Source organism: Bradyrhizobium sp. SOJA106, from assembly GCF_059448745.1.
The window spans coordinates 3,960,496-3,985,626 of record NZ_CM182549.1 but is presented as its reverse complement, the minus strand read 5'-3'; the positions used below and the strand labels follow the sequence as shown (position 1 = coordinate 3,985,626).

The window sequence follows — 25,131 nt, the reverse complement described above, 5'->3', positions numbered from 1 at the left end:
CGGCCAATCCTCGCGCTTACCACCTGAAGACTTTCCATTGCAGAAGTGATCCGCTCTCGTCCAGAGCCAATATCCCGAGGCGGCGCGCCTGCTCCTCGAAGATCAACCAGCGTTGATGGTTGTTTCCGCCCCTTTCGCCTACGAGCCCTGTCGATGGCTGTGTTCGGCAGGACGTCGCACCGATTGGGATTGGGGTATGATTTGCTTTTGTGTCGACGCGCACCTGCGTCTCGTCTGTTTTTGTCGGGCCATTTCGGCGACCATGCTCCGCGCGATTGCGCTGCTCGCTGTGGCGCATGTCCTCGGGACCGGTCCGGCTTTTGCGGCGACCACCTGCGCCGACATCAACAGCGGCGCCTTCAATGCGGGCGGAGCTGACAACCGGTCCACCACGGTGTCGCTGACCGCCGGCGACGTCATCACACTGAATTACACCTTCGTCGTCGACACGACGCTCTTCTACGGCATCGAACTCGGTGTCGGCGGCCATTACGCCGACGGCTCCAGCGTGGTCTCGGGCACGCTGCATGTCACCGTAACGACAACAGGCACGCAGACCTTCAGCTGGCGCTCGCTGAGCGAAGGCATGCCCTCGCAGATCGACGTCACCGTGGTATGCACCGCCGCTGTCGTTCCCGGCCCGGTCGTGACCAGCGCCAGTCCGTCGTCGGGCCCTGTCGCCGGCCAGCAAACGACCGTTGTCACCCGACAGAACCTCACCGGTGCGACCTCGGTCAAATTCGGTGGCGTCAACGTGCTCGGTTTCACCGTGTTGAGCGCGACACGGATCTCGGTGGTGACGCCGCCACATGCGGCTGGCCCAGTCGACGTCACCGTGACGACGCCGCTCGGCTCAGGCACGGGCACCGCTATCTGTCGCTATGCCGCCATGCCGGATCCCACCACGGATCCGACCGTGAAGGCGATGGTCGACTTTCAGGTCCACACCGTGCAGGCCATGGGCAGCAACAGATCGACAACGTGCAGGACCGGTTGGCCGAGCTGCACAACGACGACGTACCGCTGGTCAGCAACAGGGCCTCCTTCGCACAGATGCCGGCCCCACAGCGACAATACGGCCTCCCGGCGGACGCTGCGAATGCAGGTCCCGGATCCGATGCAGCCTCGCCTCGGCAGAAGCCGCAAGATGGACAGGCGGCGCCGATCGCAGCGGTTCCCGATTCATCGCTGCGCTACTGGACTGCCGGCGCGCTGCAATTCGGCCGGGATACCACCTACGCCGACGCCAAATACAACGTGTCTTCGACCGGCATGACCGCCGGCGTCGACGCGCGCCTTGCCCGAAATCTGACAGCCGGTGTCGCCGTCGGCTTCGGCATCGATCGTGCGACGATCGGAAGCAACGGCTCGCGGATCAATGCGAATGTCTGGTCGGCGCAGGCCTATGCCAGCTACCGCGTGGCGCCGTTCTGGTTCATCGACGCCATCCTCGGTTACGCGGCAGGCCGCCTCGCAAACTATCGTTACGACAGCACGGCGTTGGCGTTCGGCTCGGGGGACAGGTCGGCCGGCGATCTGTTCGGCTCGCTGTCCATCAACCACGAGGTCAAGTTCGATCGCTGGAAGATCGCGCCTTATGCGCGGCTCGACCTGCAATGGATCCGGCTCGACGGCTACGCCGAGACCGGCGCGGGCATCTACAATTTGACCTTCAACCGGACCTCGGCCGTCGATGCCGCCGGCGTACTCGGGACGAGGTTCAGCCATGTGATGGACACTTCGGCCGGCGCCCTTAAATCGAGCCTCGAGCTCGCCTATCGCCACAGCTTCAACGGCGCCTACACGCAGATTGCCTATTACAGCTTCGATGCGGCGACGGCCTACAGCCTGTTCGGTCTGGCAGAGAAGCGCGACCAGGCCCTGATCGGTCTCGGCCTCGAACTGCAGGTGAACAAATCGCTCAGCCTCAGCGCGCGATTCGACGAGCTGATCGCAAACCAGGCGAGGAGCGAGAGCGGCCGGGCACAAGTCAAGCTCGCATTCTGAGAACGACGGTATTGCGAGCTCGGTCCCAATCTCAGGCATTCCATACGATTTCAACACGGGTCCGGAGGCCCAGACATGATCGATGCAAGCAGTACCGCGCGCGCCAGGTTGACCAGCCGGCGCCCAGCCCAGAATGAAACGGCCTGGCTCCTGGCCATAGCCGCCGCATTTCTGATCGTCCATGTCGCCGCCTTGACGATCTTCCAGCGCGCCTTCGCAGGCCAGACACCTCCTTGGCAATCGGCGATATCGGAGCTGTGCGACTAACCTTGACGGCGCCGATTCTAAGTGCCGGGCAAGCCGACCCAATCCACAACATCAACCCGCATTGATGGTGGATTCCGCGCTCTTCGCCTAACTGGGCATCGGACGATCCAGACACGCAAGGTCGTGTGTCGCGCGAATTTGCAGGCCGTTCGAAGGCCGCACATCCCGCCCGTGGCGGGTCCGCCGAAACGAGTCTTCGGCCTGGGTCCGTACGAGGGGCGGGAAAATGATCTCTGTCTATTTCGACATGCTTGCGTGCCGCAGCCGGCTTCACCTGCGGCAGCCAAGCTTCTCCGCGATGTTGGCGCTCTTCGCGTTCTTCATCATGCAGGGCACGGCCTGTGCCAACCGGACGCTGCCGAACGCAACGGTCGGTACGGCTTATTCCCAATCCACCACGGTCTACACCGACACTGCCTCGTGTAATCCCCAGGCTTGGGGGTTCAACAATTTTCCGGGCGTCACTTTCACCAACACCACCAACCCTTTCGGTTCGAAGACCTGCTCCTTCTCGTTGACCGGTACGCCCACCGCGGCAGGGACAGTCACCGGCTTCTTTACCTTCTTGACCGGGTCGGGGAACCACCCGCCGGATTCCACGACGGGTGCGAGTTTCATCCTCTATTATCAGCTCACGATCGATAAGACGTCGCCGACTCTCTCCGTTTCGCCCTCGCCTTCGCCGGTCGCCTATGCCAGCCCGCTCACGCTGACGGCGACGTTGAGCAACAGCTACTCGCCCACCGGAACAGTCACCTTCTATGATGGCGGGACCTCGATCGGCACTGCGACCGTCTCCGGCACGACCGCCAGCCTGACGGTGAGCACCCTTTCGGTCGGCTCGCATACGATCACAGCGAGCTATGATGGCGATTCCAACAACAACACCGCGACGGGCGGGACGGCCGTGCGGTGACACAGGCGACGCCCTCCATCGCAGTCAACGCCTCCTCCACCTCGCCCGCGAGCAATGGCATGTCGGTCGCAGTGGTCGCGGCGGTCACTGGCGCAGGCTCCCCGACCGGCACCGTGACTTTCTACGAAGGCTCGACACAGCTCGGCAGCGCCACCCTCTCGGGCTCGAGTGCCATCCTGATGCTCTCCTCTTATCCGCTGGGCGCGCACACGTTCACCGCGATCTACAATGGCGACACCAACAACGCCTCCGTGACGTCGGCCGCGGCTACGATGTCAGTCGTCAAGGCCGCCACGACGCTCTCGGTCGCGAGCTCGACGACATCACCGGCCGTGGCACAATCGGTCACCCTTACCGCGACGCTGTCGAGCGCGATTTCGCCGACGGGTGCCATCACGTTCAAGGATGGCACGACCGTTCTCGGAACCGCGACGGTGTCGGGCACGACGGCAATCCTCACGACGCCGGCCCTGGCGATGGGCGCGCATTCGATCACGGCCGTGTATGCGGGCGATGGCAACAATGCGGCGGCGACGTCGAGCGCAATCACCCTGACCGTGGGCCGTTCCGATCCGACCAGCGACGCGACCGTGCGTGGGCTGGTCAGCTCCCAAGTGTCGAGTGCCGTGCGGTTTGGCCAAACCCAGATCGCCAACGTCTTCAGCCGTTTCGAGGCGCTGCATGACGAAGACGATAGCGAGGCAAGCAGCGGCGGCAGTAGCAGCCAGGCTCCTCGGAGCGGCGCCGCGAACGAAACGGTCGCCTCCGCGGGCGGCCTCGGTGGCAGCCGGACGGCCGGTCCGCTCAACAGCCAGGCGGATGCTGCTCCAGCCCTTGCCTATGCGGGTGACCTGCCGATCCACATCCCCGCCACGCAGAGCGACGCCGGCCGCGCCATCAGCCAGCTCTCGGCCGCGCTGCCGCAAGCCATGGACGCGCTCAACAAGACCAATACGCTGCCGTTCCATGTCTGGGCCTCCGGCACTTCGGCTTCGGCCGTCTGCGCAGCGACGACAGCTTCGACAATCGCTTCACCTCGTCAGGCCTGACGCTCGGCTTCGACCGCCGCATCACGGACGGACTGAAGGCGGGCGCGGCGTTCGGTTTGGGCCTTGATCGGAGCGAGATCGGCAGCGACGGCTCGCGGATCGATGCGCGCAATTTCGATGCGACGCTCTACGCAAGTTGGCGCTTCCTGCCGCACACCTATCTCGACGTCGCCGGTGGCTATGGCGCCCTGCGCTTCGACAGCAAGCGCTGGTCGAGCGACGGCAACGTCATGCTGTCAGGAACACGCTCGGGCAGCGACGTGTTCGGCTCGGTTGGCGTAAGCCATGTATCCAGATGGGACGGCTTCAGGCTGTCGTCCTACGGCCGCCTCGACGTTATCAGGGTAACGCTCGACGGTTACGCCGAAACGGGTTCGAGCGCATGGGCGCTGAGCTACGACAGGATGAACACGACGAGCATCGCGAGCGTGCTCGGTGGACGCCTCGCCTACCCGATCCTGCAGAGTTGGGGCGTGCTGACGCCGACGACCCGCGCGGAATGGCGGCATGCCTTCGACGGCAGCTATGTGCAGGGCCTGAACTACGTCGATCTTGTCGGCCTGAGCTCCAACTACACGATCTCAGGCACGTCCACGGCGCGCGACACGCTCACCGGCGGGCTTGGCCTGCGAGCCGAGGTCGGCGGCGCGCTCAGCCTCGATCTCGAATATCTGCTGACGAGCTCGGCCAGCGGGATCGAAAGCCAGCGGGTGCGCGGCGCGATGAAGTACGGCTTCTGAGAGGAAGGGACGTCCGCGCCTAAGCCTCGCCCCGCGCGCCACCGCGAAATCCCGTCGCCAGCACATACCGTTCCGACGAGTCCTGACGGCTTGCCGCCGGCTTGACGTGACGCACCGTTGCAAAATCGCGCTTGAGCTGGGCGAGCAGATCGGCGTCGGCACCGCTCTGGAACGTCTTGGCCAGGAAAATCCCGCCGGGCTTGAGCACGTCGCAGGCAAACGCCGCCGCCGTCTCGACCAGGCCGACGATGCGGAGCTGGTCGGTCTTGCGATGCCCGGTGGTGTTGGCGGCCATGTCGGACATCACGACGTCGGCCTTGCCACCCAGCATTTCTGTAAGCTTGTCAGGCGCATCATTGTCCATGAAATCGAGCTGCGCGAAATCGACGCCGACGATCTCCGGCATTTCCAAGAGATCGATGGCGACGACCTTGCCCTTGCCCTCCGCGGAGCCAACGCGCTTGGCGGCGATCTGGCTCCAGCCGCCGGGCGCAGCGCCAAGATCGACCACGGCCATGCCTGATTTCAGCAGCCGGAACTTGTCATCGATCTCGAGTAGCTTGAACGCGGCGCGCGAGCGATAGCCTGCCGCCTTGGCCTTCGCGACATAGGGATCGTTGAGCTGCCGTTCCAGCCACAGCTTCGACGACAGCTTGCGCTTGCCGCCGGTCTTGACCTGGACGTGCAAGCGGCCGGTGGTGTCTTTCGCCATCTCACCAGCTCCGAATCGCGCCGTCCTCGCGCATCATCTCGACCAGCATGCCTTCCCGCAGGCCGCGGTCGGCGACGCGCAGGCGCGGCAGCGGGAAGGCGCGGCGGATCGCATCGAGGATGGCGCAGCCGGCGAGCACGAGATCGGCGCGTTCGACGCTGATGCAGCTGTTGCCGGCGCGCTCCTCGTAGCTCATGCCGAGCAGCTTGTTGATGGTCGCGGTGATATCGGCATCGTTCATCCAGATGCTGTCGATGCGGCGGCGGTCGTAGCGCGGCAGGTTGAGATGGATGCCGGCAAGCGTCGTCACCGTGCCCGAGGTGCCGAGCAGGTGCATATCCATGAGGTCGCGGCCGTGCTCCTCCGCGAAGGGGGCGACGTGGCTGGCCACCTCGCGCTCCATCGCGGCATAGATCTCCGGCGTCACGTCGCGGCCGCCGAACTGTTCGGCGAGCGTAACCACGCCATAAGGGATCGACATCCAGGCCTTGATGCGCGGTTCCGGATTTTCCGGATCGCGCTCGATCCGCACCAGCTCGGTCGAGCCGCCGCCGATGTCGAACAGGATCGCGCCCCTGCCCCTGGGATCGACCAGCGGCGAGCAGCCGAGCACGGCGAGCGCGGCCTCGGTCTCGCGGTCGATCACCTCGAGCTCGATGCCGGTCTCGGCCGCGACGCGGCTGCGGAAACCTTCGGCGTTGGAGGCGGCGCGGCAGGCTTCGGTCGCGATCAGCCGCAGCCGCCGCGCCTTGCGCAGATTGATCTTGTCGCGGCAGATGCTGAGCGCGGCGATGGCGCGCTCGATCGCGGCCTCGCTGATGCACCCGGTCGCCGAGACCCCCTCGCCGAGCCGGATGATCCGCGAGAAGGAATCGACCACGCGAAATCCGTCGTGGGTCGGACAGGCGATCAGCAGCCTGCAATTGTTGGTGCCGAGGTCCAGCGCCGCGTAGACGCCGGTTCCGGCGGCCTGCACGGGGACGGCAGGCTCGGTGGCCAACGCCACCGCCGCCATCGACCCCTCCAGCTCACCGTGCAGCACATGGCCGTCGCGGAGCCGCGTGTGGTCATTCATACAAACTGTCTTTCCACGACCTCAGGGGGCCGATCCGGAATTGCTTTTTCGCCTGAAACATTAGCAGCGCGGCAGGCCTGCGCAACATCGCATCACATAGGACCATGCCCATTCGTGCGTTGTCGTGAACGGGCCCCTGGGCTATCTGAAAGAGGGTCCGGCCCCCTCCACGCGCCCCGCGAAATCGCGCAAATGCCGGCTTTTCAGGTCATTTCCATGCAAGAACACACCAAATCCTCCACGCTCGAAAACGCTATTGCACTGCAAAAATACGGCGTCGGGCAGCCGGTCCGCCGCAAGGAGGACGACACGCTGGTGCGCGGCAAAGGCCGCTACACCGACGATTTCAACCTGCCCGGCCAGGCCTATGCGGTGATCGTCCGCTCGACCCATGCCCACGGCATCATCCGCGGCATCGGCATCGCCGCCGCCAAGGCGATGCCGGGCGTGCTAGGGGTGTGGACTGGAACCGACCTCGACGCCGCCGGCTATGGCCCCTTCACCTGCGGCCTGCCGCTGAAGAGCCGTGACGGCTCGCCCCTGCTCCAGACCAACCGTCAGCCGCTCGCGACCGACAAGGTCCGCTTCGTCGGCGATCCCGTCGCTTTCGTGGTCGCTGAGACGCTGGCGCAGGCGCGCGATGCCGCCGAAGCGGTCGAGCTCGATATCGAGCCGCTGCCCGCGGTGACCGATCCCGAGGAGGCCGCCAAACCCGGCGCGCCGCAGCTTTACGACCACATCCCGAATAATGTCGCGCTCGACTACCATTATGGCGACACGGACAAGGTCAACGCGGCCTTCGCCGGCGCCGCTCACGTGACCAAGCTTGATATCGAGAACACCCGCGTCGCCGTGGTCTCGATGGAGCCGCGCGTGGGGCTGGCCTCCTACGACAAGAAGACCGAGCGTTACACGCTTCAGGTGCCGACGCAGGGCGTTGCCGGCAACCGCGCCAACCTCGCCAAGAACCTGAAGGTACCGAACGAGAAGGTGCGCATCCTCACCGCCAATGTCGGCGGCTCCTTCGGCATGAAGAACGTCAACTATCCCGAATACATGTGCATCCTGTACGCGGCGAAGGAACTAGGACGCCCGGTGAAGTGGCTGGACGAGCGCTCGACCAGCTTCCTCTCCGACAGCCACGGGCGCGCACAGAAGATCCATGCCGAGCTCGCGCTCGATGCCGAGGGACACTTCCTCGCGGCGAAGCTTTCGGGTTACGGCAATCTCGGTGCCTACATCACCGGCGTCGCGCCGAGCCCGCTTTCGCTCAACACCGCCAAGAATTTCTCCAGCGTCTACCGCACGCCGCTGATGGCGGTCGACATTAAGACCGTGCTGACCAATACCACGCTGATGGGCGCCTATCGCGGCGCCGGCCGGCCCGAAGCGAACTACTATATGGAGCGGCTGATCGACCGAGCCGCCGACGAGATGGGCATCAACCGCCTCACTTTGCGCAAGCGCAACTTCATCAAACAGAACCAGATGCCGTTCGCCGCGTCCTCCGGCGTCACCTATGACAGCGGCGACTTCCAGGCGGTGTTCAACAAGGCGCTCGAAATCTCCGATTACGAGAATTTCGCCAAGCGCAAGAGAGAGAGCAAGAAGGCCGGCAAGCTGCGCGGCATCGCGGTCGGCTCCTATCTCGAGGTCACCGCGCCGCCGAGCGTCGAGCTAGGCAAGATCGTGTTCGATCCTGACGGCACCGTGCAGCTCATCACCGGCACGCTGGACTACGGCCAGGGCCACGCCACGCCGTTCGCGCAGGTGCTGTGCGAGCAGCTCGGGGTGCCCTTCGAGAGCGTCAAGCTGGTGCAAGGCGACAGCGACATCGTCCACGCCGGCAACGGCACCGGCGGCTCGCGCTCGATCACCGCGAGCGGCATGGCGATCGTGGGCGCCGCCAAGCTCGTCATCGAAAAAGGCAAGCGTGCCGCCGCGCACATGCTGGAGGCCTCCGAAGCCGACATCGAGTTCGAAGGCGGCAGCTTCACCATCGCCGGCACCGACCGCAGCATCGATATCATGGAGCTGGCGAGGAAGCTGCATGACGGCAAGGTGCCGGAGGGCGTGCCTGACTCACTCGACGTGGACCACACCAGCGAGCCGGTGCCGTCGGCCTTCCCGAACGGCTGTCACGTCGCCGAGGTCGAGATCGATCCTGACACCGGCGTGGTGGAGATCGTGCGCTACAGCGCCGTCAACGACTTCGGCACCGTGATCAATCCGATGCTGGTCGCCGGTCAGCTCCATGGCGGCGTCGTCCAGGGCATCGGCCAGGCGCTGATGGAGCACATCCGTTACGACGAGAGCGGCCAGCCGATCACGGGCTCGCTGATGGACTACGCCCTGCCGCGCGCCGGGGACGTGCCGAACATGACGGTCGGCGATCACCCGGTGCCGGCGACGACCAACCCGCTTGGCAGCAAAGGCTGCGGCGAAGCAGGCTGCGCCGGCAGCCTGTCGACGGTGGTGAACGCGGTGCTCGATGCATTGTCGGACTGCGGCGTCAAGCGCATCGACATGCCGCTAACGCCGGAGAGGGTGTGGCGGGCGATCCAGGAGGCGAAGGGGAAGGCGGCGTAAGGGCCGGGGCTCCTTTGCTTGTAGAGGAGCAGTCGCTGCCTCCACGCTCACAACTGTCATCGCCCGGCTCGACCGGGCGATCCAGTATTCCAGAGACGGCGCGGCTAGAAGCGATAAGCCGCGGCGTACTGGATGCCCCCCCTTCGCGGGGCATGACACCCGCTTGTGAGGATGCATGTTGCTCCCGCCTACGCCGCCGCCTGCTCGCGTGGCTGGTAGATCGCGGTATGCTGGCAATGCGCAATCGGCGTCGTGCCGTTGGCGACGACCAGCGCGTCGAGTTCGACGAAGCGGTGCCCCTTCTTCTCGTAATTCGCCGTGACCTTCGCCCGCGCGGTGATCTCATCGCCGGTGCGCGCGGCGGACAACAGCTGCATGCGGCTACCGACATGGATCCACGGGCCCAGAATGGTGTTGTCGACCAGCACACGGTTCATCACGCGCTGGATCAGGCCGGGATGGCCGAGCCCCTCGCGCGCGAAGATCGGGTCGGTCTCCCTGATGTCGGCGAGATAGTCGGTCGCGTCCTGGCCGGCCCAGCGGCGCGGCATCGTGCCGAGCCATTTGCCCGTCTCGAACGTCGCCGGGCTGACCGGCTTGCGCTCGGCAACTGCGGAGACCTCGACATAGTCGCCTCGTGCCACCGCTGGAGCTGCCGCGGGCAGCGAGGCGATCCCTGTCGCGCAAAGCTCGGTGCGGCTGAACACCTCGATCGTGAGCAGCCCGTTGTGCTCGGTCGCATCCACATCGGCCGTCTCGCCGTCATAGACCGGCTTGATGAAGCGGGCCTCGACCAGCCCGCGGGAGAGGAAATCGCGGCCCCAGCACGCGATCGGCACGTGCATCATGTAGGCGAAGACGTCGACGCCCGGGACCAGCCCGCCGGAAAAGCCGAAGCGGCGCGCCACCGTGTCATCATGCATCTTGTTTTCGGACTGTTTGGCGGTGTTGTAGGCCTCGACGCGCCAGGTTTCGAGCCGGTTCGGCATGAGGTCGTCTTTCCCTGTGTTTTTGTTGTTGGAGGCGCAATCGTAGGCCCCCGGGAACAGCGGTCAATCCCCTCGCCTTTGCGGCCCGAATGGGGTACCACGCGGCCAATGACTGACGCCCCCACCCGCATCTATGTCGACGCCGATGCCTGTCCGGTGAAGGACGAGATCTACCGCGTCGCGCTCCGGCACGGCGTGCCCGTGAGCGTGGTCGCCGGCAATTTTATCCGCGTGCCGCAGGACCCGATGATCGAGCGCATCGCGGCAGGTAACGGCATGGACGCGGCCGATGACTGGATCGCGGAGCGGGCCAAGCCGGGTGACGTGGTCATCACCTCCGACATTCCGCTGGCGAGCCGCTGCGTGAAGGCCGGCGCAGACGTGATCGCGCCGAACGGGAAACCGTTCACCGAGGAATCGATCGGGATGACGCTAGCAGTCCGCAATCTGATGACGGATCTGCGCTCGGCCGGCGAAGTCACCGGCGGCCCGCGATCGTTCTCGCCGCGCGACCGTTCCGCCTTCCTTTCGGCGCTCGACCAGACGCTGCGCCGGATCCAGCGTCGCCGCACTGAGGCAGCCGCAACGAGCCAGAATTTGAGTCAAGGCTAATCATGGCGCCGCCGCTGATCCAACTGAAAGACATCAGACTGACCTTCGGCGGCACGCCGCTGCTATCGGGCGTCGAGCTCAATGTCGCGCCTTCCGAGCGCGTCTGCCTGATCGGCCGCAACGGCTCCGGCAAATCGACGCTGTTGAAGATCGCGGCCGGGCTGGTCGAGCCCGATAGCGGCACGCGCTTCGTGCAGCCCGGCGCCACAGTGCGCTATCTGCCGCAGGAGCCGAATTTCGGCGCGCACAAGACTACGCTCGCTTATGTCGAGGCCGGGCTCGCCCCCGGCGACGATCAGCACCAGGCGCGCTATCTGCTGGAGCAGCTTGGCCTCACCGGCGACGAGAGCCCGCACAATCTTTCCGGCGGCGAGGCCCGCCGCGCGGCGCTGGCCTATGTGCTGGCACCCTCGCCCGACATCCTGCTCCTGGACGAGCCGACCAACCATCTCGATCTCTCCACCATCGAATGGCTGGAACAGGAGCTCGACTCCAGGCGCAGCGCGCTGGTGATCATCAGCCACGACCGCCGCTTCCTCACCAACCTGTCGCGCTCGACCGCCTGGCTCGACCGCGGCAAGATCAAGCAGATCGACCGCGGTTTTGCCTCGTTCGAGAGCTGGCGCGACGAGGTGCTGGCCGAGCAAGAGCGCGACCAGCACAAGCTCGACCGCAAGATCGTCGACGAGGAGCACTGGCTGCGTCACGGCGTCTCCGGGCGCCGCAAGCGTAACGTCAAGCGGCTCGCCAACCTGCATGCGCTGCGCGACCAGCGCCGCAACTATCGCGGCACCGCCGGCGCCGCCACGCTCGCCGCGGCGGAAGCCGAGCAATCCGGCAAGCTGGTGATCGAGGCCAAGGGCATCACCAAGGCCTATGGCCAGCGCAAGATCGTCGAGAACTTTTCGACCCGCATCCAGCGCGGCGACCGGCTCGGCATCATCGGCCCGAACGGCGCCGGCAAGACCACGCTGGTCAACCTGCTCACCGGCGGGATCCAGCCCGACGCCGGCACGGTGCGACTCGGCGCCAATCTCGAGATGGCAACCCTCGACCAGCACCGCGAAAGCCTCGATCCGAAATCGACGTTGGCGGAAGCGCTGACCGGCGGCCGCGGCGACCACGTCATGGTCGGCGGCAAGCCGAAGCACGTGGTCGGCTACATGAAGGACTTTCTGTTCGCGCAGGAGCAGCGCGGCACGCCGCTGGAGGTGCTTTCCGGCGGTGAGCGGGGCCGCCTGATGCTGGCGCGAGCGCTGGCAAAGCCATCGAATCTCCTGGTGCTGGACGAGCCGACCAACGATCTCGACCTGGAGACGCTCGACGTGCTCGAGGAGATGCTCGGCGACTATGAGGGCACCGTCATCCTGATCAGCCACGACCGCGACTTCCTCGACCGCGTCGTCACCTCCGTGATCGCGCCAGAGGGTAACGGCAAGTGGATCGAATATGCCGGCGGCTACAGCGACATGCTGAGCCAGCGCGGCGCGGACTTGAAGCGCGAGACGGCGAAGGCGCAGCCAATAGCGGAGAAGCGAGAGGACCGCCCTGCTCCGGCCGCGTCGGCGCCCAAGCGAAAGCTGAGCTTCAACGAGAAGCACGCGCTGGAGACGCTGCCGAAGAGGATGGAAACGCTCCAGGCCGATATTGCAGAATTACAGCGCGTGCTCGACGACCCCAACCTCTATGCCAGGGATCGCAAGAAATTCGACGATACGTCGGCTGCGATCGCGAAGGCACATGAGGAACTATCTGCCGCCGAAGAGCGCTGGCTCGAACTGGAAATGCTTCGCGAAGAAATTGAACAGGCTTAGCGCGTATTTCGCAAAAGTGGGCACCGGTTTTGCGATCAGAATATGCGCCAACTAGAGGACTTCCATGACCACTCCCCTCGCCGCCAAGATCGCCCGCGAATACGGCACTCCCTGCGCCGTCATCGACATGGACAAGGTCGAGCGTAACATCGCGCGCATCCAGAGGGCCTGCGATGACGCGGGCATCGCCAACCGCCCGCACATCAAGACGCACAAGAACCCGACCATCGCGAAGATGCAGGTCGCGGCCGGCGCCAAGGGCATCACCTGCCAGAAGATCGGCGAGGCCGAGATCATGGCCAATGCCGGCATCGACGACATCCTGATCAGTTACAATCTGCTTGGCGAAGAGAAGATGGCGCGGCTCGGCGCGCTGAATGCCAAGACTAAGATGACGGTTGCCGCCGACAATTCGACTGTGGTCGCCGGCCTGCCCAAAGCGGCCGCGGCCTCGGGCCGTCCGCTCTCGGTCGTGGTCGAATGCGACACGGGCCGCAAGCGCGCGGGCGTCGAGACGCCGGCGGAAGCGATTGCGCTAGCACGCGAGATCGCTGGCTCCAAGGGCCTCGAGTTCGCAGGCTTCATGCTCTATCCGACCGAGACCGGCTGGGGCGATGCGCAGAAGTTCTTCGACGAAGCGCTGGCCGGCGTGCGCGCGCACGGGCTGGACGCAAAAATCGTCTCGACCGGTGGCACGCCGAACCTCGTCAATATCGGCAAGCTCAAGGGCGGCACCGAGCATCGCTTCGGCACATACATCTACAACGATCGCATGCAGGTCGGTGCCGGCTCCGCCACCTGGGACGACTGCGCGCTGCACATCTATTCGACAGTGGTGAGCCGCGCCGCGCCTGAGCGTGGCATTCTGGATGCCGGCTCGAAGACGCTGACCACGGACACCGGCGGTCTCGATGGCCACGGCCTGATCCTGGAGCACCCCGAAGCCAAAATCGCGAAGTTCGCCGAAGAGCACGGCTTCCTCGACCTCTCCCGCAGCAACACCCGGCCCAACGTCGGCGACGTCGTCCGCATCGTGCCGAACCACGTCTGCGTCGTCGTCAACATGATGGACGAGGTGGTGATGGTGCGCGGCGATGAGATCATAGGCACGCTGCCGGTGGCCGCGCGCGGGAAGCTGCGCTAGGGCACAACTGCGCCGGCATCGAGCGCCCGCGCATCCTTCGAGGCTCGGCTTCCGGCGCTGTCGCTCCGGAATCCTCGCACCCCAGGATGACGCTCTCTCGTTGCCGTCACCCTGAGGTGCCGAAGCGCAGCGGAGGCCTCGAAGGGCGGCGTTCTAAGAACGCTTCAGCTATGGCTTGCCTTCACACCAGAAAGCGCGGACTTTGACATCAACCAAAGCGAGCAGTAAAATTTCGACGCAACAATCTGGCTAGATCGAACGGCCTCTCATCGAGGACGCCATTCGCACGAAGACACAATGAATGTGGGCACGCTGGTCAACCTCGCACTCACCCAAGCCGGATTGTTCGCTCCGGTCTTTTACCTAATCTGTTATCTCTGCTCGCGAGAATATGCCACCGTTGGCCAAGGCGCCTGTTTATTGGCCGCCTTCTGGACCGCGTCCGTGCTGCTCCCGTCGATCCAGTTTTACAGGTACTTCCCGCAAGTCTACCGAAGCGCAATTTATCGGATGAGGGGGTACAGTTCGCTGAGGTGGCTTTTGCAATGGTCGATTGGATGTGTCGCCCTCGTAGCATTCATCTACCTGGAGCTTTGGAGCTTCGACTTCGATCTGCCGGGAACGATCAAGTCTCTCGCTCCCTCCATCCACCGATGTTCGCTTACACCGTTTCTGTGTTTCTCCTGCTCTACCTCTATCTGTTCATCTGCAGTGCGGTCGCGGAGGCGAGAGGAATTCGAACCTCAAAACTTTCGCAATGATAAGCGCGACCGTAAGTCGTCGTGCCTGCGTTACGATTGCTGCAATTGAGCGAGCCACCTCAGCACACCCATCGCCGCCGCTGCCCCCGTCGCGAACGAGGCCTGCAGCAGATAGCCCCCGGTCGGCGCCTCCCAGTCCAGCATCTCGCCGGCAGCGAACACGCCTCGCAATTTGCGCAGCATGAAGTGCTCGTCGAGCTCGTCGAACGTTATTCCGCCCGCCGTCGAGATCGCCCGCTCGATCGGAGCGATTCCGGTCAGCTGAACCGGAATGGCATTGATCAGCCGTGCGAGTTCCCCCGGCGAGAACGACGCAAGCGGCCGCCCCGACGCAATGGCCGCCTCCTGCATCAGGCCCATGCCGACCGGCGACAATTGCGCTGCCTTGCGCAGGAAGTTTGCCAGCGATTGCTTGCCGCGCGTGCCCGACAGACGCTTGGTCAGCCCGGCGAGGTCGAGGTCCGGTCGCAACGCGATTGTCAGCGTCGCCAGGCCGAGGCCCAGCACCGCCTCACGCAGCTCGGCCGAGAGCGCGTAGATCGCCCCGCCTTCGATGCCGCTGCGCGTGATCATGGCTTCGCCGCGTACCGTATGTGCACCGACCGTCAGCCCCACGCCCTTGAGCGGCTGGCCCTCGAAGCGGTCGCGGAACACTTCGGACCATGCGACCGTGAAGCCGGAATTGGCCGGCCGCAGCTTTGAGATGGCGATGCCCTTCGCGGCGAGAGGACCGACCCAGCCACCGTCCGATCCGAGCCGCGGCCAGCTTGCGCCACCGAGGGCCAGCACCGTGGCACTCGCTGCAACCGCCGAGTTGCCGCTGGGCGTTTGAAACAGCAATCGCCCTTCCGCGTCCCAGCCGGTCCAGCGATGCCGAAACGCAAACCGTACGCCGGCCACACCGAGCCGCCGCAGCCAGGCGCGCAGCAACGGCGAGGCCTTGAATGCTTTCGGAAACACCCGCCCGCTACTGCCAACGAAGGTCGGCTCGCCCAGCGCTTCGCTCCAGGCGCGCAACGCCTCAGGCGGAAACGCCTCGATTGCGGCGCGCAAGTGCGGCATCGCCTCGCCGTAGCGCGCGAGGAAATCCTGGAGCCGCTCGCTGTGGGTGAGATTGAGCCCGCCGCGGCCGGCCATCAGGAATTTGCGGCCCGCGGACGGCATGGCGTCATACACGGTGACGCGGGCGCCGCCCTGCGCCAGCACCTCCGCCGCCATCAAGCCGGCGGGCCCGGCGCCGATGACGGCGATGTGGGTGTCAGGTGAGGTCATGGCGGGAGTTTAGGGCAGGCCGAGCATCAAACAACACATCGTCATGCCCGGGCAAAAGCGCGAAGCGCGTCTTCGCGCTAGATGTCCTGGGCATCCACGAGAGCCAAGCACGCGGCGCCAAAGACGTGGATGGCGGGCCAAGCCCGGCCGTGACGGAAAATGTCTTTCCGGGGCGCGCGCCCCGGAATGACAACTCAGAGCTTGATCCCCGCCCGTGCCGCGGCCTGCGCCACATACTTCTGCGTCTGCTCGAACGCGCCCTGCAGCGCCCTCGCCTTCGACATGTCGCTGATCTCTCCGAAATGCGCGGCGATCGCGTCCGGGGTCCAATCGGATTCCGGCAGGTTGATGCCTTCGCTCTCGATGATCTTGATCACGGCAAAGGAGCCGGCACCGGCGCCCATGATGGTGCGGGTCGGCGCGTCCTCGCTCAGCATGTATTCGACCGCGGGCGTGATCGCGTTCGGCTTCATCAGCTGCAGCGCCTGCGGCGGCAGCAGCTCTTCGGTCATGCGGGTGGCGGCGGTCGGCGAGATGATGTTGACGCGGATGTTGTTCTTGCGGCCTTCCTCGGCCAGCACGTTCATCAGGCCGACCATGCCGGATTTGGCCGCGCCGTAATTGGCCTGGCCGAAATTGCCGTAGAGGCCGGAGGACGAGGTCGTCAGGACGATGCGGCCGTAGTTGCGGTCGCGCATCCCGGCCCAGACCGCCTTGCAGCAATAGAAGGTCCCGACGAGATGCACGTCGAGCACCTTCTGGAAATCGGCCGCCTCCATCTTGCCGAACGACCTGTCGCGCAGGATGCCGGCATTGGCGCACATCAGATCGACGCTGCCCCACTCCTTGGTGGCGCGCTCGACCATGGCAGTGACCTGCTCGAAGTTCGAGACGTCGGCGCCATCGGCCATGGCGGTGCCGCCGGCTTTACGGATCTCCTCGACCACGGCCTCCGCCGGCGACAGCGAACCGCCGGTGCCGTCGCGCGCGCCGCCGAAATCGTTGACGACGACCTTGGCGCCGCGGCTGGCGAGCCCCAGCGCATGCGCCTTGCCGAGACCATTGCCCGCGCCGGTGACGATGGCGACGCGTCCGTCGAACCTGATTGCCATGAGTGCGTTTCCTGGATGTTAGGACATCATGGCCGGGCTTGACCCGGCCATGTATCAAAATTGAGGGGCTTTTGAGCAGCGATGGATGGCCAGGTCAAGCCCGGCCATCACGGGCTGCCTTAGGCGAAATAGATCAGGCCGAGCCAGTCGGCGACCAGCGCGGGCTTGTCCTCGCCTTCGATCTCGACCGTCACGTTGGTGCGGGACTGCAACTCGCCTGGCTTGCGCAGCTTGGCTTCCGCCAGCACGAAACGGCCGCGGACGCGCTTGCCCGAACGGACCGGCGAGATGAAGCGCAGCCTGTCGAAGCCGTAATTCACGCCCATCGTGGTGCCCGCCATCACGGGCATCACCTCGTAGGACATGATCGAGAGCAGCGACATCGTCAGGAAACCGTGTGCGATGGTGGTGCCGAACGCGGTCTCCTTTTTGGCGCGCTCCGGATCGACATGGATGAACTGGTGATCCTCGATCACGTCGGCATAGGTGTCGATGCGGGCTTGATCGACCAGGTGCCATGACGATACGCCGATCTCCTTGCCGACCATGGCCTGATAGGCCTCAAGGGGAATCGGCGGCTTCTTCCAGACTTCGTTCACTTAGCTCTCACTCCGTATTTTCGGCAGCTCGGGAAAATCCTCCTCGCGGAATTCCCGGCCGCGCAGCGGATCGCCCCGATCATCATCGCGCTCAAGCCGTCGTAGCTGCACACGGCGGATTTTGCCAGAGATCGTCTTCGGCAGCTCGGTAACGATCTCGAGCCGGCGGATGCGCTTGAACGGCGCAAGGCGCGTGTGCAGGTGCTTGAAGATCGAGAGCGCCGTCTCCGGTGTCCGCTCCGCGCCCGACGTCAGCAGCACGAAGGCCTTGGGGATCGCGAGCCGGATCGGATCCGGGCTCGGCACCACCGCGGCTTCCGCAACGAGCTCGTGCTCAAGCAGCACGCTCTCCAGCTCGAACGGGCTGATGCGGTAGTCGGAGGATTTGAACACGTCGTCGGAGCGGCCGACGAAGGTGAGATAGCCGTCCTCGTCTGCGAAGACGACGTCGCCGCTGCGATAGAGTTCGCCTTCGGCGCCGGACAGTTTTCCGTCGTCGCCCTGATAGCCCTGCATCAGACCGGCGGGGCGGTCCGCGCCGAGCAGCAGCGCCACCTCGCCCTCTTTCGCCGGATGGCCGTCGGCATCGCTGACCTGCACGCGATAGCCCGGCAGCGGCCGGCCCATCGAGCCGACCTTGATCTTCTGCCCCGGCGGGTTGCCGGCGAGCGCGGTGGTCTCGGTCTGGCCGTAGCCGTCACGGATGGTGAGGCCCCAGGCGGCCTGCACCTGGTCGATCACTTCGGGATTGAGCGGCTCGCCGGCGCCACAGACTTCGCGCAGCGCAACGTTGAACGAGGCCAGGTTCTCCTGGATGAACAATCGCCACACCGTCGGTGGCGCGCACAGCGTCGTCACGCCGCAGCGGCCGATCGTGGCGAGCAGGCCTTTTGCATCAAAGCGCGGCTGGTTGACCACGAACACGGTCGCGCCCGCATTCCATGGCGCGAAGAAACAGCTCCAGGCGTGCTTGGCCCAACCGGGCGACGAGATGTTGAGATGGATGTCACCAGGCTTGAGCCCGATCCAATACATGGTCGACAAATGCCCAACCGGATAGCTGCGCTGGCTGTGTCGGACGAGTTTTGGTTTTGCCGTGGTGCCCGAGGTGAAATACAGCAGCATCGGGTCGTCGGCATTGGTCGGACCGTCAGCCGTAAAACTCGCGGGCGCCCTCGCCGCCTCGTCATAGGCAAGCCAGCCATCCGAGGCAGCGCCGACCACGATACGGACGATGTTCTCGGCACCAAGGCTCGCGAATTTCGCAACCTGGTCTTCGGCCGCCACCACCGCCTTGGCCTTGCCGCGATCGAGCCGGTCGCGCAGTTCCTCGGCGGTCAGCAGCGTGGTCGCGGGAATCACGACGACGCCGAGCTTGATCGCCGCCAGCATCGTCTCCCACAGCGGAACCACATTGCCGAGCAGCAGCAGGAGATGATCGCCGCGGCTCAAGCCTTGCGCGCGGAGGAAATTTGCGACCTGGTTGGAGCGCTGCGAAAGCGCCGCGAAGGATAGCTTTGTCTGCTTGTCCTGCGCGGTATCGACAATCCAGAGCGCGGGCCGGTCCTTGGCGTCCGCATCCTTCGCGAGCTCGTCGAACCAGTCGAGCGCCCAGTTGAACGGAACCGGATCAGGCCAGCGGAAATCTTTGACCGCTGTCTCGTAGTCCGTGCGGTGATGAAGCAGAAACGCGCGCGCTTCCTGAAATGTCGTCATTAAGCTTTCCCGGCCAGCCCCCTAACGTGCTTGATAATTCCGGAAAAATCCACCCCACCATGGCCGGCTGCGTCGAAAGACTGATAGATCTCCTGCGCGTGCTTGCCGAGCGGCGTCGCCGCGCCCGCGGCCTTCGCCGCGTCCTGTGCCAGGGTCAGATCCTTCACCATCAGCGCCGAGGCAAAGCCCGGCTTGTAGTCGTTGTTCGCCGGCGAGGTCGGCACCGGGCCCGGTACCGGGCAATAGGTCGTCAGCGACCAGCACTGACCCGACGAGGTCGAGGCGACGTCGAACAGCGCCTGGTGCGAGAGGCCGAGCTTTTCGCCGAGCGCAAAGGCCTCGCTCACCGCGATCATGGAAATGCCGAGGATCATGTTGTTGCAGATTTTCGCCGCCTGCCCGGCGCCGGCCCCGCCGCAATGGACGATCTTCTTGCCCATCTTCTCCAGCACCGGCTTGGCCGCCGCGAACGCGCCCTCCTCGCCGCCGCACATGAAGGTGAGCGTCGCACCCTTGGCGCCGCCGGTGCCGCCGGACACCGGTGCATCGACCGAGAGCACGCCGTTCTTCGCCGCCAGCGCATGCGCCTGCCGCGCGCTTTCGACGTCGATGGTGGAGCTGTCGATGATCAGCGCGCCCTTGGCCATGACAGGAACGACCTCGTTCCAGACGCCGAGCACGTGCTTGCCGGCGGGAAGCATGGTGACGACGACGTCGGCGCCCCTCACCGCGTTAGCCGCGCTGTCGGCAATACTGGCACCGTCGACCCTGGCCTGGTTGCGGGAGGCCTCGACCAGGTCGAACGCCACGACCTTGTGGCCCCCCTTGACGAGGTTGGCCGCCATCGGGCCGCCCATGTTGCCGAGACCGATGAATGCGATCGTGGCCATTGTCGTTTCCTCCGCTTGAACGTTGTTAATTGAATTTCAGCTCGTCGGCACCGATCTCGGCAAGATACGGCGCCAGCATCTCTGGCGTGACATCCTCGATCCGCGGCGGCGACCAGGTCGGGTTGCGGTCCTTGTCGATCACGGCGGCGCGCACGCCCTCGCGGAAATCGTCGCTGCGGAAGACTTCGCATGCGGCGCGATATTCGCGCACCAGGCACTCCTCCAGGCTTGAGGCAGTACGCGCGAGCCGCAGCAGTTTGAGCGTCACCACCATGCCGCGCGGCGATTTCTCGTTGAGCGTCTTCAGCGTTGCGAGCGCGAACTCCGAGCCGTCGCGCTTGAGCGCCGCGAAGATGTCTTCCATGCGGTCGAAGCCGAACAAGGCGTCGATGACAGGCTCTTTGGCGGCGACCGGCCCTGCGGTCTCGCCTGTCGCAAAACCGTTGATGAGCTTGGTGACCTCGGCCGCAGTCACGCCAGGGCGAACCTTGGTCAGCGCCTCGCGCAGCTCCGGCCATTTGGCGGCCGGCACCACGGCATCCGCGAACTTCGCGTGGATCGCATCGGGCCCGTTCATGGTCTGGCCGGTCAAGCCAAAATAGGTGCCGATCTCGCCGGGCGAGCGCGACAGCAGCCAGGTGCCGCCGACATCGGGGAAAAAGCCGAGCCCGACCTCGGGCATCGCGAGCTTGGTGCGATCGGTGACGATGCGGTGGCTGGCATGAGCGGAAAGTCCGACGCCACCGCCCATCACGATGCCGTCCATGAACGCGACATAGGGCTTGGGAAACTTCTTGATGCGGGCATTGAGGATATATTCCTCACGCCAGAGGATCTTGCCGAGGTCTCCATTGACCTTCGAGCTCTCCCAGAGGGCGCGAATGTCACCGCCGGCGCACAGGCCGCGCTCGCCAGAGCCCTCCAGCAAGATCACGGCAATGGCGGGATCCGCCTCGAAACGGTCGAGCGCCTTGTCGATGTCGCGAAACATCTCCAGCGTCACGGCGTTAATGGCTTTCGGGCGGTTGAGCCTGACGATACCGGCCGCGCCCTCGACGCGGGCGACGAGATCACTCTCTTCCACCGAACTCATCGCGCGCCCTCGATCAGTTTGCGCGCCACGATGAGCCGCATGATTTCATTGGTGCCCTCGAGGATCTGGTGCACGCGCAGATCGCGCACGATCTTCTCGATACCGTATTCACTGAGATAGCCGTAGCCCCCGTGAAGCTGCAACGCGTGATTGGCGACCTCGAAACCGACATCGGTGCCGAAGCGCTTGGCCATCGCGCACAGCATGGTGGCGTCGGGGTCCCTGCGGTCGAGCGCCGCAGCGGCGCGCCATAAAAAGGTGCGCGCAGCCTCGAGCTCGATCGCCATGTCGGCAAGGCGGAATTGCAAGGCCTGGAATTCGTCGAGGCGCTTGCCAAACGCCTTGCGCTCTTTCATGTAGGCGCGCGCCTTGTCGAGCGCAGTCTGGGCGCCGCCAAGCGAGCAGGCCGTGATGTTGAGGCGGCCGCCGTCGAGCCCGGCCATCGCGATCTTGAAGCCGACACCCTCTTCGCTGAGCCGATTGGCGACCGGCACGCGGGCGTTCTCGAACATCACGGCGCGGGTCGGCTGCGCGTTCCAGCCCATCTTGCGCTCATTGGCGCCGAACGAGACGCCCGGCGTCTTGCCATCGATCACAAGCGTCGAGATGCCGCCGGGACCATCGCCGCCGGTGCGGACCATGGCGACCAAAAGGTCGGTACCGCCAGCGCCTGAGATGAACTGCTTCTGGCCATTGAGGACGTAGTGATCGCCATCGCGCACGGCGCGCGTACGGAGCGCTGCCGCATCGGAGCCGGCGCCCGGCTCGGTCAGGCAGTAGCTCGCGATCAGCTCCATGGTGCAGAGCTTCGGCAGCCATTGATGGCGCTGGGTGTCGCTGCCGAAGGCATCGATCATCCAGGACGCCATGTTGTGGATGGAGATGAAGGCCGAGGTGGTCGGGCAGCCCGTCGCCAGCGCCTCGAAGATCAGCGCCGCGTCGAACCGCGTCATGGCAGAGCCGCCGACATCGTCGCGGATGTAGATGCCGCCCATACCGAGGCTTGCTGCCTCGCGCATCACGTCGACGGGGAAGTGCTTCTCTTCGTCCCAGCGCAGCGCGTGCGGCGCGATCTTCTCCGCCGCAAACGCCAACGCCATCTCGCGAACCGCGACCTGATCCTCGTTCAGAGCGAACTGCATGCTGCGGCCTACCCTTTCACTCCATCGTCATGGCGAGCGCAGCGAAGCAAATCCAGGCTGTCTCCGCGGAAAGACTCTGGATTGCTTCGTCGCTACGCTCCTCGCAATGACGGCCGAGGATTACTTCATCAGCGGGATCGAGAACTCCGCGCCTTCCTTGACGCCGGACGGCCAGCGCGAGGTCACCGTCTTGGTTTTGGTGTAGAAGCGGACCGAGTCCGGACCGTGCTGGTTGAGATCGCCGAAGCCGGACTTCTTCCAGCCGCCGAAGGTGTAATAGGCAATCGGCACCGGGATCGGCACGTTGATGCCGACCATGCCGACGTTGACCTTGGCCGCGAAGTCGCGCGCTGCGTCGCCGTCGCGCGTGAAGATGGCAACGCCGTTGCCGTAGTCATGGTCGGACGGCAGCGCCAGCGCTTCCTTGTAGTCATGCGCGCGCACCACCGAGAGCACCGGGCCAAAGATCTCTTCCTTGTAGATCCGCATGTCTTTGGTGACGTTGTCGAACAGCGAGCCGCCGAGATAGAAACCGTTCTCGTAGCCCTGCATCTTGAAGCCGCGGCCGTCGACGGCAAGCGTCGCGCCCTCCTTGATGCCGATGTCGATGTAGCTCTTGACCTTCTCGACCGCCTCGCGCGTCACCAGCGGACCGTAATCGGCCGACGGATCGATCGAGGTACCGATCTTCAAGGATTCGACGCGCGGGATCAGCTTTTCCATCAGGCGGTCGGCGGTGGACTTGCCGACGGGCACCGCGACGGAGACCGCCATGCAGCGCTCGCCGGCCGAGCCGTAGCCGGCGCCGATCAGCGCGTCCACGGCCTGGTCCATATCGGCGTCGGGCATCACGATGGCGTGGTTCTTGGCGCCGCCGAAGCACTGGCAGCGCTTGCCGGTTTGCGCGGCGCGCTCATAGATGTACTGCGCGATCGGTGTCGAGCCGACGAAGCCGACGGCCTTGATATCGGGATCGTCGAGGATGGCGTCGACCGCTTCCTTGTCGCCGTTGACGACGTTGAGGATGCCGGCCGGCAGGCCCGCCTCGATCATCAACTCGGCGAGCTTCATCGGCACGCCGGGATCGCGCTCCGACGGCTTGAGGATGAAGGCGTTGCCGCAGGCGATCGCGGGCGCGAACTTCCACATCGGGATCATGGCCGGGAAGTTGAACGGCGTGATGCCGGCCACGACGCCGAGCGGCTGGCGCATTGAGTAGATGTCAATGCCGGGGCCTGCTCCTTCCGTGTACTCGCCCTTCATCAGATGCGGGATGCCGCAGGCGAACTCGACCACCTCGAGGCCGCGCTGGATGTCGCCCTTCGCGTCCGGCACGGTTTTGCCGTGCTCACGCGCCAGCAGCTCGGCGAGCTTGTCGTAGTCCCGCTGGATCAGCTCCAGGAATTTCATCATCACGCGGGCGCGGCGCTGCGGGTTGGTCGCCGCCCACTCGGGCTGCGCGGCACGCGCGTTCTCGACGGCGGCGCGGACCTCGGCCTTGGACGCCAGTGCGACCTTGGCCTGGACGTCACCGGTCATCGGCTCGAAGACGTCGGCGGTGCGGCCCGAGGTACCCTTGACCTCCTTGCCACCGATGAAATGTCCGATTGAACGCATGGAATGATCTCCTTCAGGCCGAGCGCGGTCGCTTTGACAAATCCTATTGACCTGCATTTTATAGGATTCAAGTCTGAGATATTGCACCATAGATGTGCGAAAATGCTGGATCAAGGTAGCATCGACTGGGACGACTTTCGCTTCGTGCTAGCCATCGTGCGGGGCGGCTCGGTGGCGGCTGCGGCAAAACAGCTCGGCGTCGACCATGCCACGGTGATCCGCCGCGTCGACCGGCTGGAGAAGCATCTTTCGGCAAAACTGTTTGACCGGCGCAAGACCGGCTATCTCCTGACCGAGGCCGGCCAGCGCGTCGCCGACAGCGCGGAAGCAATGGAATCCACTATTGTCGCCAATCAGGAGCAGGTCGGCGGGTCCGTGGCGCGGCTGACCGGCACGGTGCGGATCGGCGCGCCCGACGGCTTCGGCACCGCCTTCCTGGCGCCGCGGCTGGCGCCCTTCGCCGACCGCTATCCCGACCTCGATCTGCAACTTGTAGCCACCGCACGGCTGTTCAGCCTCTCCAAGCGCGAGGCCGATATCGCGATCAGCCTGACCATGCCGAAGGAAGGCCGCATCGTCGGCCGCAAGCTGCTGGACTACCGCCTCGGGCTTTACGCCGCACCCGCCTATCTCGACCGCTTCCCGAAAATCGCCTCGCGGCAGGACCTGCCGCAGCACCGCTTCGTCGGCTACATCGAGGAACTGCTGTTCACACCGGAGCTCGATTATCTGCCGCAGGTGTCGCCGCGGATTTCCGCGCGCTTCCGCAGCGCCAACCTGATCGCGCAGCTCAACGCCACCCTCGCCGGCTTCGGCATCGCGGTGCTGCCGCACTTCATGGCGAGCGATTATCCGCAGCTTATGGCCGTGCTGCCGGAGGAGATCTCGATCACCCGGACGTTCTGGATGCTGATGCACGCGGACAGCAAGGATCTCGCGCGGATCAGGGCGGTGGCGGATTACATCGGCGAGATCGTGGAACGCGAGCGGGGGCTGTTCGCGGGGCGGTAGCACG

The 25,131-nt window shown here is 65.1% G+C and carries 22 protein-coding genes and 1 pseudogene; 11 read left to right on the top strand and 12 right to left on the bottom strand.

The genetic code is table 11. From position 1 onward, the window contains the following. Positions 1-16: 16 nt before the first annotated feature. The gene (locus tag AC5V87_RS18110) at positions 17-490 is read right to left on the bottom strand and encodes a hypothetical protein (protein ID WP_495372053.1); all 474 of its coding nucleotides are present in this window, start codon (positions 488-490) and stop codon (positions 17-19) included. Between the two features lie 96 nt (positions 491-586). Here AC5V87_RS18110 and AC5V87_RS18105 point away from each other — a divergent pair. The 6 genes and pseudogenes from AC5V87_RS18105 to AC5V87_RS18080 all read left to right on the top strand — a co-directional run. Further along, positions 587-799 (top strand): annotated as a pseudogene (locus tag AC5V87_RS18105) (IPT/TIG domain-containing protein); the annotation flags it as partial. Positions 800-981: 182 nt separating this feature from the next. Next, entirely contained in the window at positions 982-2,007 is a 1,026-nt protein-coding gene (locus AC5V87_RS18100) for an autotransporter outer membrane beta-barrel domain-containing protein (RefSeq protein ID WP_495371738.1), read from the top strand. 75 nt (positions 2,008-2,082) lie between these two features. Continuing rightward, positions 2,083-2,274 carry a hypothetical protein gene (locus AC5V87_RS18095; RefSeq protein ID WP_456838902.1) on the top strand — a complete coding sequence of 64 codons (192 nt, stop codon included), beginning with the start codon at positions 2,083-2,085 and terminating at the stop codon, positions 2,272-2,274. Between the two features lie 226 nt (positions 2,275-2,500). Next, the gene (locus AC5V87_RS18090; protein ID WP_495371737.1) at positions 2,501-3,190 is read left to right on the top strand and encodes an Ig-like domain-containing protein; all 690 of its coding nucleotides are present in this window, start codon (positions 2,501-2,503) and stop codon (positions 3,188-3,190) included. Further along, entirely contained in the window at positions 3,187-4,239 is a 1,053-nt protein-coding gene (locus AC5V87_RS18085; RefSeq protein ID WP_495371736.1) for an Ig-like domain-containing protein, read from the top strand. The genes AC5V87_RS18090 and AC5V87_RS18085 overlap by 4 nt, the downstream gene beginning before the upstream one ends. Beyond that, the gene (locus AC5V87_RS18080; protein WP_495371914.1) at positions 4,161-4,979 is read left to right on the top strand and encodes an autotransporter outer membrane beta-barrel domain-containing protein; all 819 of its coding nucleotides are present in this window, start codon (positions 4,161-4,163) and stop codon (positions 4,977-4,979) included. The genes AC5V87_RS18085 and AC5V87_RS18080 overlap by 79 nt, the downstream gene beginning before the upstream one ends. A 19-nt stretch (positions 4,980-4,998) precedes the next feature. On the opposite strand, the gene AC5V87_RS18075 is transcribed toward AC5V87_RS18080, so the two are convergent. Then, on the bottom strand, positions 4,999-5,691 hold the full coding sequence (locus AC5V87_RS18075) for an RlmE family RNA methyltransferase (RefSeq protein ID WP_495371735.1): 693 nt from the start codon (positions 5,689-5,691) through the stop codon (positions 4,999-5,001). A 1-nt stretch (position 5,692) separates the two neighbouring features. Then, on the bottom strand, positions 5,693-6,766 hold the full coding sequence (locus AC5V87_RS18070) for a Ppx/GppA phosphatase family protein (protein WP_495371734.1): 1,074 nt from the start codon (positions 6,764-6,766) through the stop codon (positions 5,693-5,695). 216 nt (positions 6,767-6,982) lie between these two features. Here AC5V87_RS18070 and AC5V87_RS18065 point away from each other — a divergent pair, with 216 nt between their 5' ends. After that, entirely contained in the window at positions 6,983-9,355 is a 2,373-nt protein-coding gene (locus tag AC5V87_RS18065) for a xanthine dehydrogenase family protein molybdopterin-binding subunit (RefSeq protein WP_495371733.1), read from the top strand. Between the two features lie 188 nt (positions 9,356-9,543). Here AC5V87_RS18065 and AC5V87_RS18060 read toward each other — a convergent pair whose 3' ends face one another. After that, entirely contained in the window at positions 9,544-10,344 is an 801-nt protein-coding gene (locus AC5V87_RS18060) for a hypothetical protein (protein WP_495371732.1), read from the bottom strand. 108 nt (positions 10,345-10,452) lie between these two features. Here AC5V87_RS18060 and AC5V87_RS18055 point away from each other — a divergent pair, with 108 nt between their 5' ends. From AC5V87_RS18055 to AC5V87_RS18045, 3 genes are all read left to right on the top strand, one after another. Continuing rightward, positions 10,453-10,956, top strand: a complete 504-nt coding sequence (locus AC5V87_RS18055; protein ID WP_456838907.1) for a YaiI/YqxD family protein — start codon at positions 10,453-10,455, stop codon at positions 10,954-10,956. 2 nt (positions 10,957-10,958) lie between these two features. Then, the gene (locus AC5V87_RS18050; protein WP_495371731.1) at positions 10,959-12,770 is read left to right on the top strand and encodes an ABC-F family ATP-binding cassette domain-containing protein; all 1,812 of its coding nucleotides are present in this window, start codon (positions 10,959-10,961) and stop codon (positions 12,768-12,770) included. Positions 12,771-12,834: 64 nt separating this feature from the next. Next, complete coding sequence (locus AC5V87_RS18045) at positions 12,835-13,914, top strand: D-TA family PLP-dependent enzyme (protein WP_495371730.1); 1,080 nt, start codon at positions 12,835-12,837, stop codon at positions 13,912-13,914. Positions 13,915-14,705: 791 nt separating this feature from the next. On the opposite strand, the gene AC5V87_RS18040 is transcribed toward AC5V87_RS18045, so the two are convergent. The 8 genes from AC5V87_RS18040 to AC5V87_RS18005 all read right to left on the bottom strand — a co-directional run bounded on the left by AC5V87_RS18040 (position 14,706) and on the right by AC5V87_RS18005 (position 24,116). After that, a complete protein-coding gene (locus tag AC5V87_RS18040; protein WP_495371913.1) occupies positions 14,706-15,893 on the bottom strand; it encodes a TIGR03862 family flavoprotein in 1,188 nt (395 codons plus the stop codon). A gap of 248 nt (positions 15,894-16,141) precedes the next feature. After that, positions 16,142-17,059 carry an SDR family NAD(P)-dependent oxidoreductase gene (locus tag AC5V87_RS18035; RefSeq protein ID WP_495371729.1) on the bottom strand — a complete coding sequence of 306 codons (918 nt, stop codon included), beginning with the start codon at positions 17,057-17,059 and terminating at the stop codon, positions 16,142-16,144. Between the two features lie 119 nt (positions 17,060-17,178). After that, positions 17,179-17,658: a MaoC family dehydratase gene (locus AC5V87_RS18030; protein WP_495371728.1), complete on the bottom strand. Its 480-nt coding sequence runs from the start codon at positions 17,656-17,658 to the stop codon at positions 17,179-17,181. After that, positions 17,659-19,374 (bottom strand): AMP-binding protein, encoded by a 1,716-nt coding sequence (locus AC5V87_RS18025; protein WP_495371727.1) that lies wholly within the window; start codon positions 19,372-19,374, stop codon positions 17,659-17,661. Continuing rightward, entirely contained in the window at positions 19,374-20,264 is an 891-nt protein-coding gene (gene mmsB / locus AC5V87_RS18020) for a 3-hydroxyisobutyrate dehydrogenase (RefSeq protein ID WP_495371726.1), read from the bottom strand. The genes AC5V87_RS18025 and mmsB overlap by 1 nt, the downstream gene beginning before the upstream one ends. Positions 20,265-20,289: 25 nt before the next feature. Beyond that, positions 20,290-21,357, bottom strand: coding sequence for an enoyl-CoA hydratase/isomerase family protein (locus AC5V87_RS18015; protein WP_456838917.1), 1,068 nt, complete (start codon positions 21,355-21,357; stop codon positions 20,290-20,292). Continuing rightward, positions 21,354-22,499, bottom strand: a complete 1,146-nt coding sequence (locus tag AC5V87_RS18010; protein ID WP_456838918.1) for an isobutyryl-CoA dehydrogenase — start codon at positions 22,497-22,499, stop codon at positions 21,354-21,356. The genes AC5V87_RS18015 and AC5V87_RS18010 overlap by 4 nt, the downstream gene beginning before the upstream one ends. 120 nt (positions 22,500-22,619) lie before the next feature. Next, positions 22,620-24,116: a CoA-acylating methylmalonate-semialdehyde dehydrogenase gene (locus tag AC5V87_RS18005; RefSeq protein ID WP_407112707.1), complete on the bottom strand. Its 1,497-nt coding sequence runs from the start codon at positions 24,114-24,116 to the stop codon at positions 22,620-22,622. A gap of 102 nt (positions 24,117-24,218) precedes the next feature. On the opposite strand from AC5V87_RS18005, the gene AC5V87_RS18000 reads away from it, so the two are divergent. Continuing rightward, entirely contained in the window at positions 24,219-25,127 is a 909-nt protein-coding gene (locus AC5V87_RS18000) for a LysR family transcriptional regulator (protein WP_495371725.1), read from the top strand. The last annotated feature ends 4 nt before the right edge of the window (positions 25,128-25,131 follow it).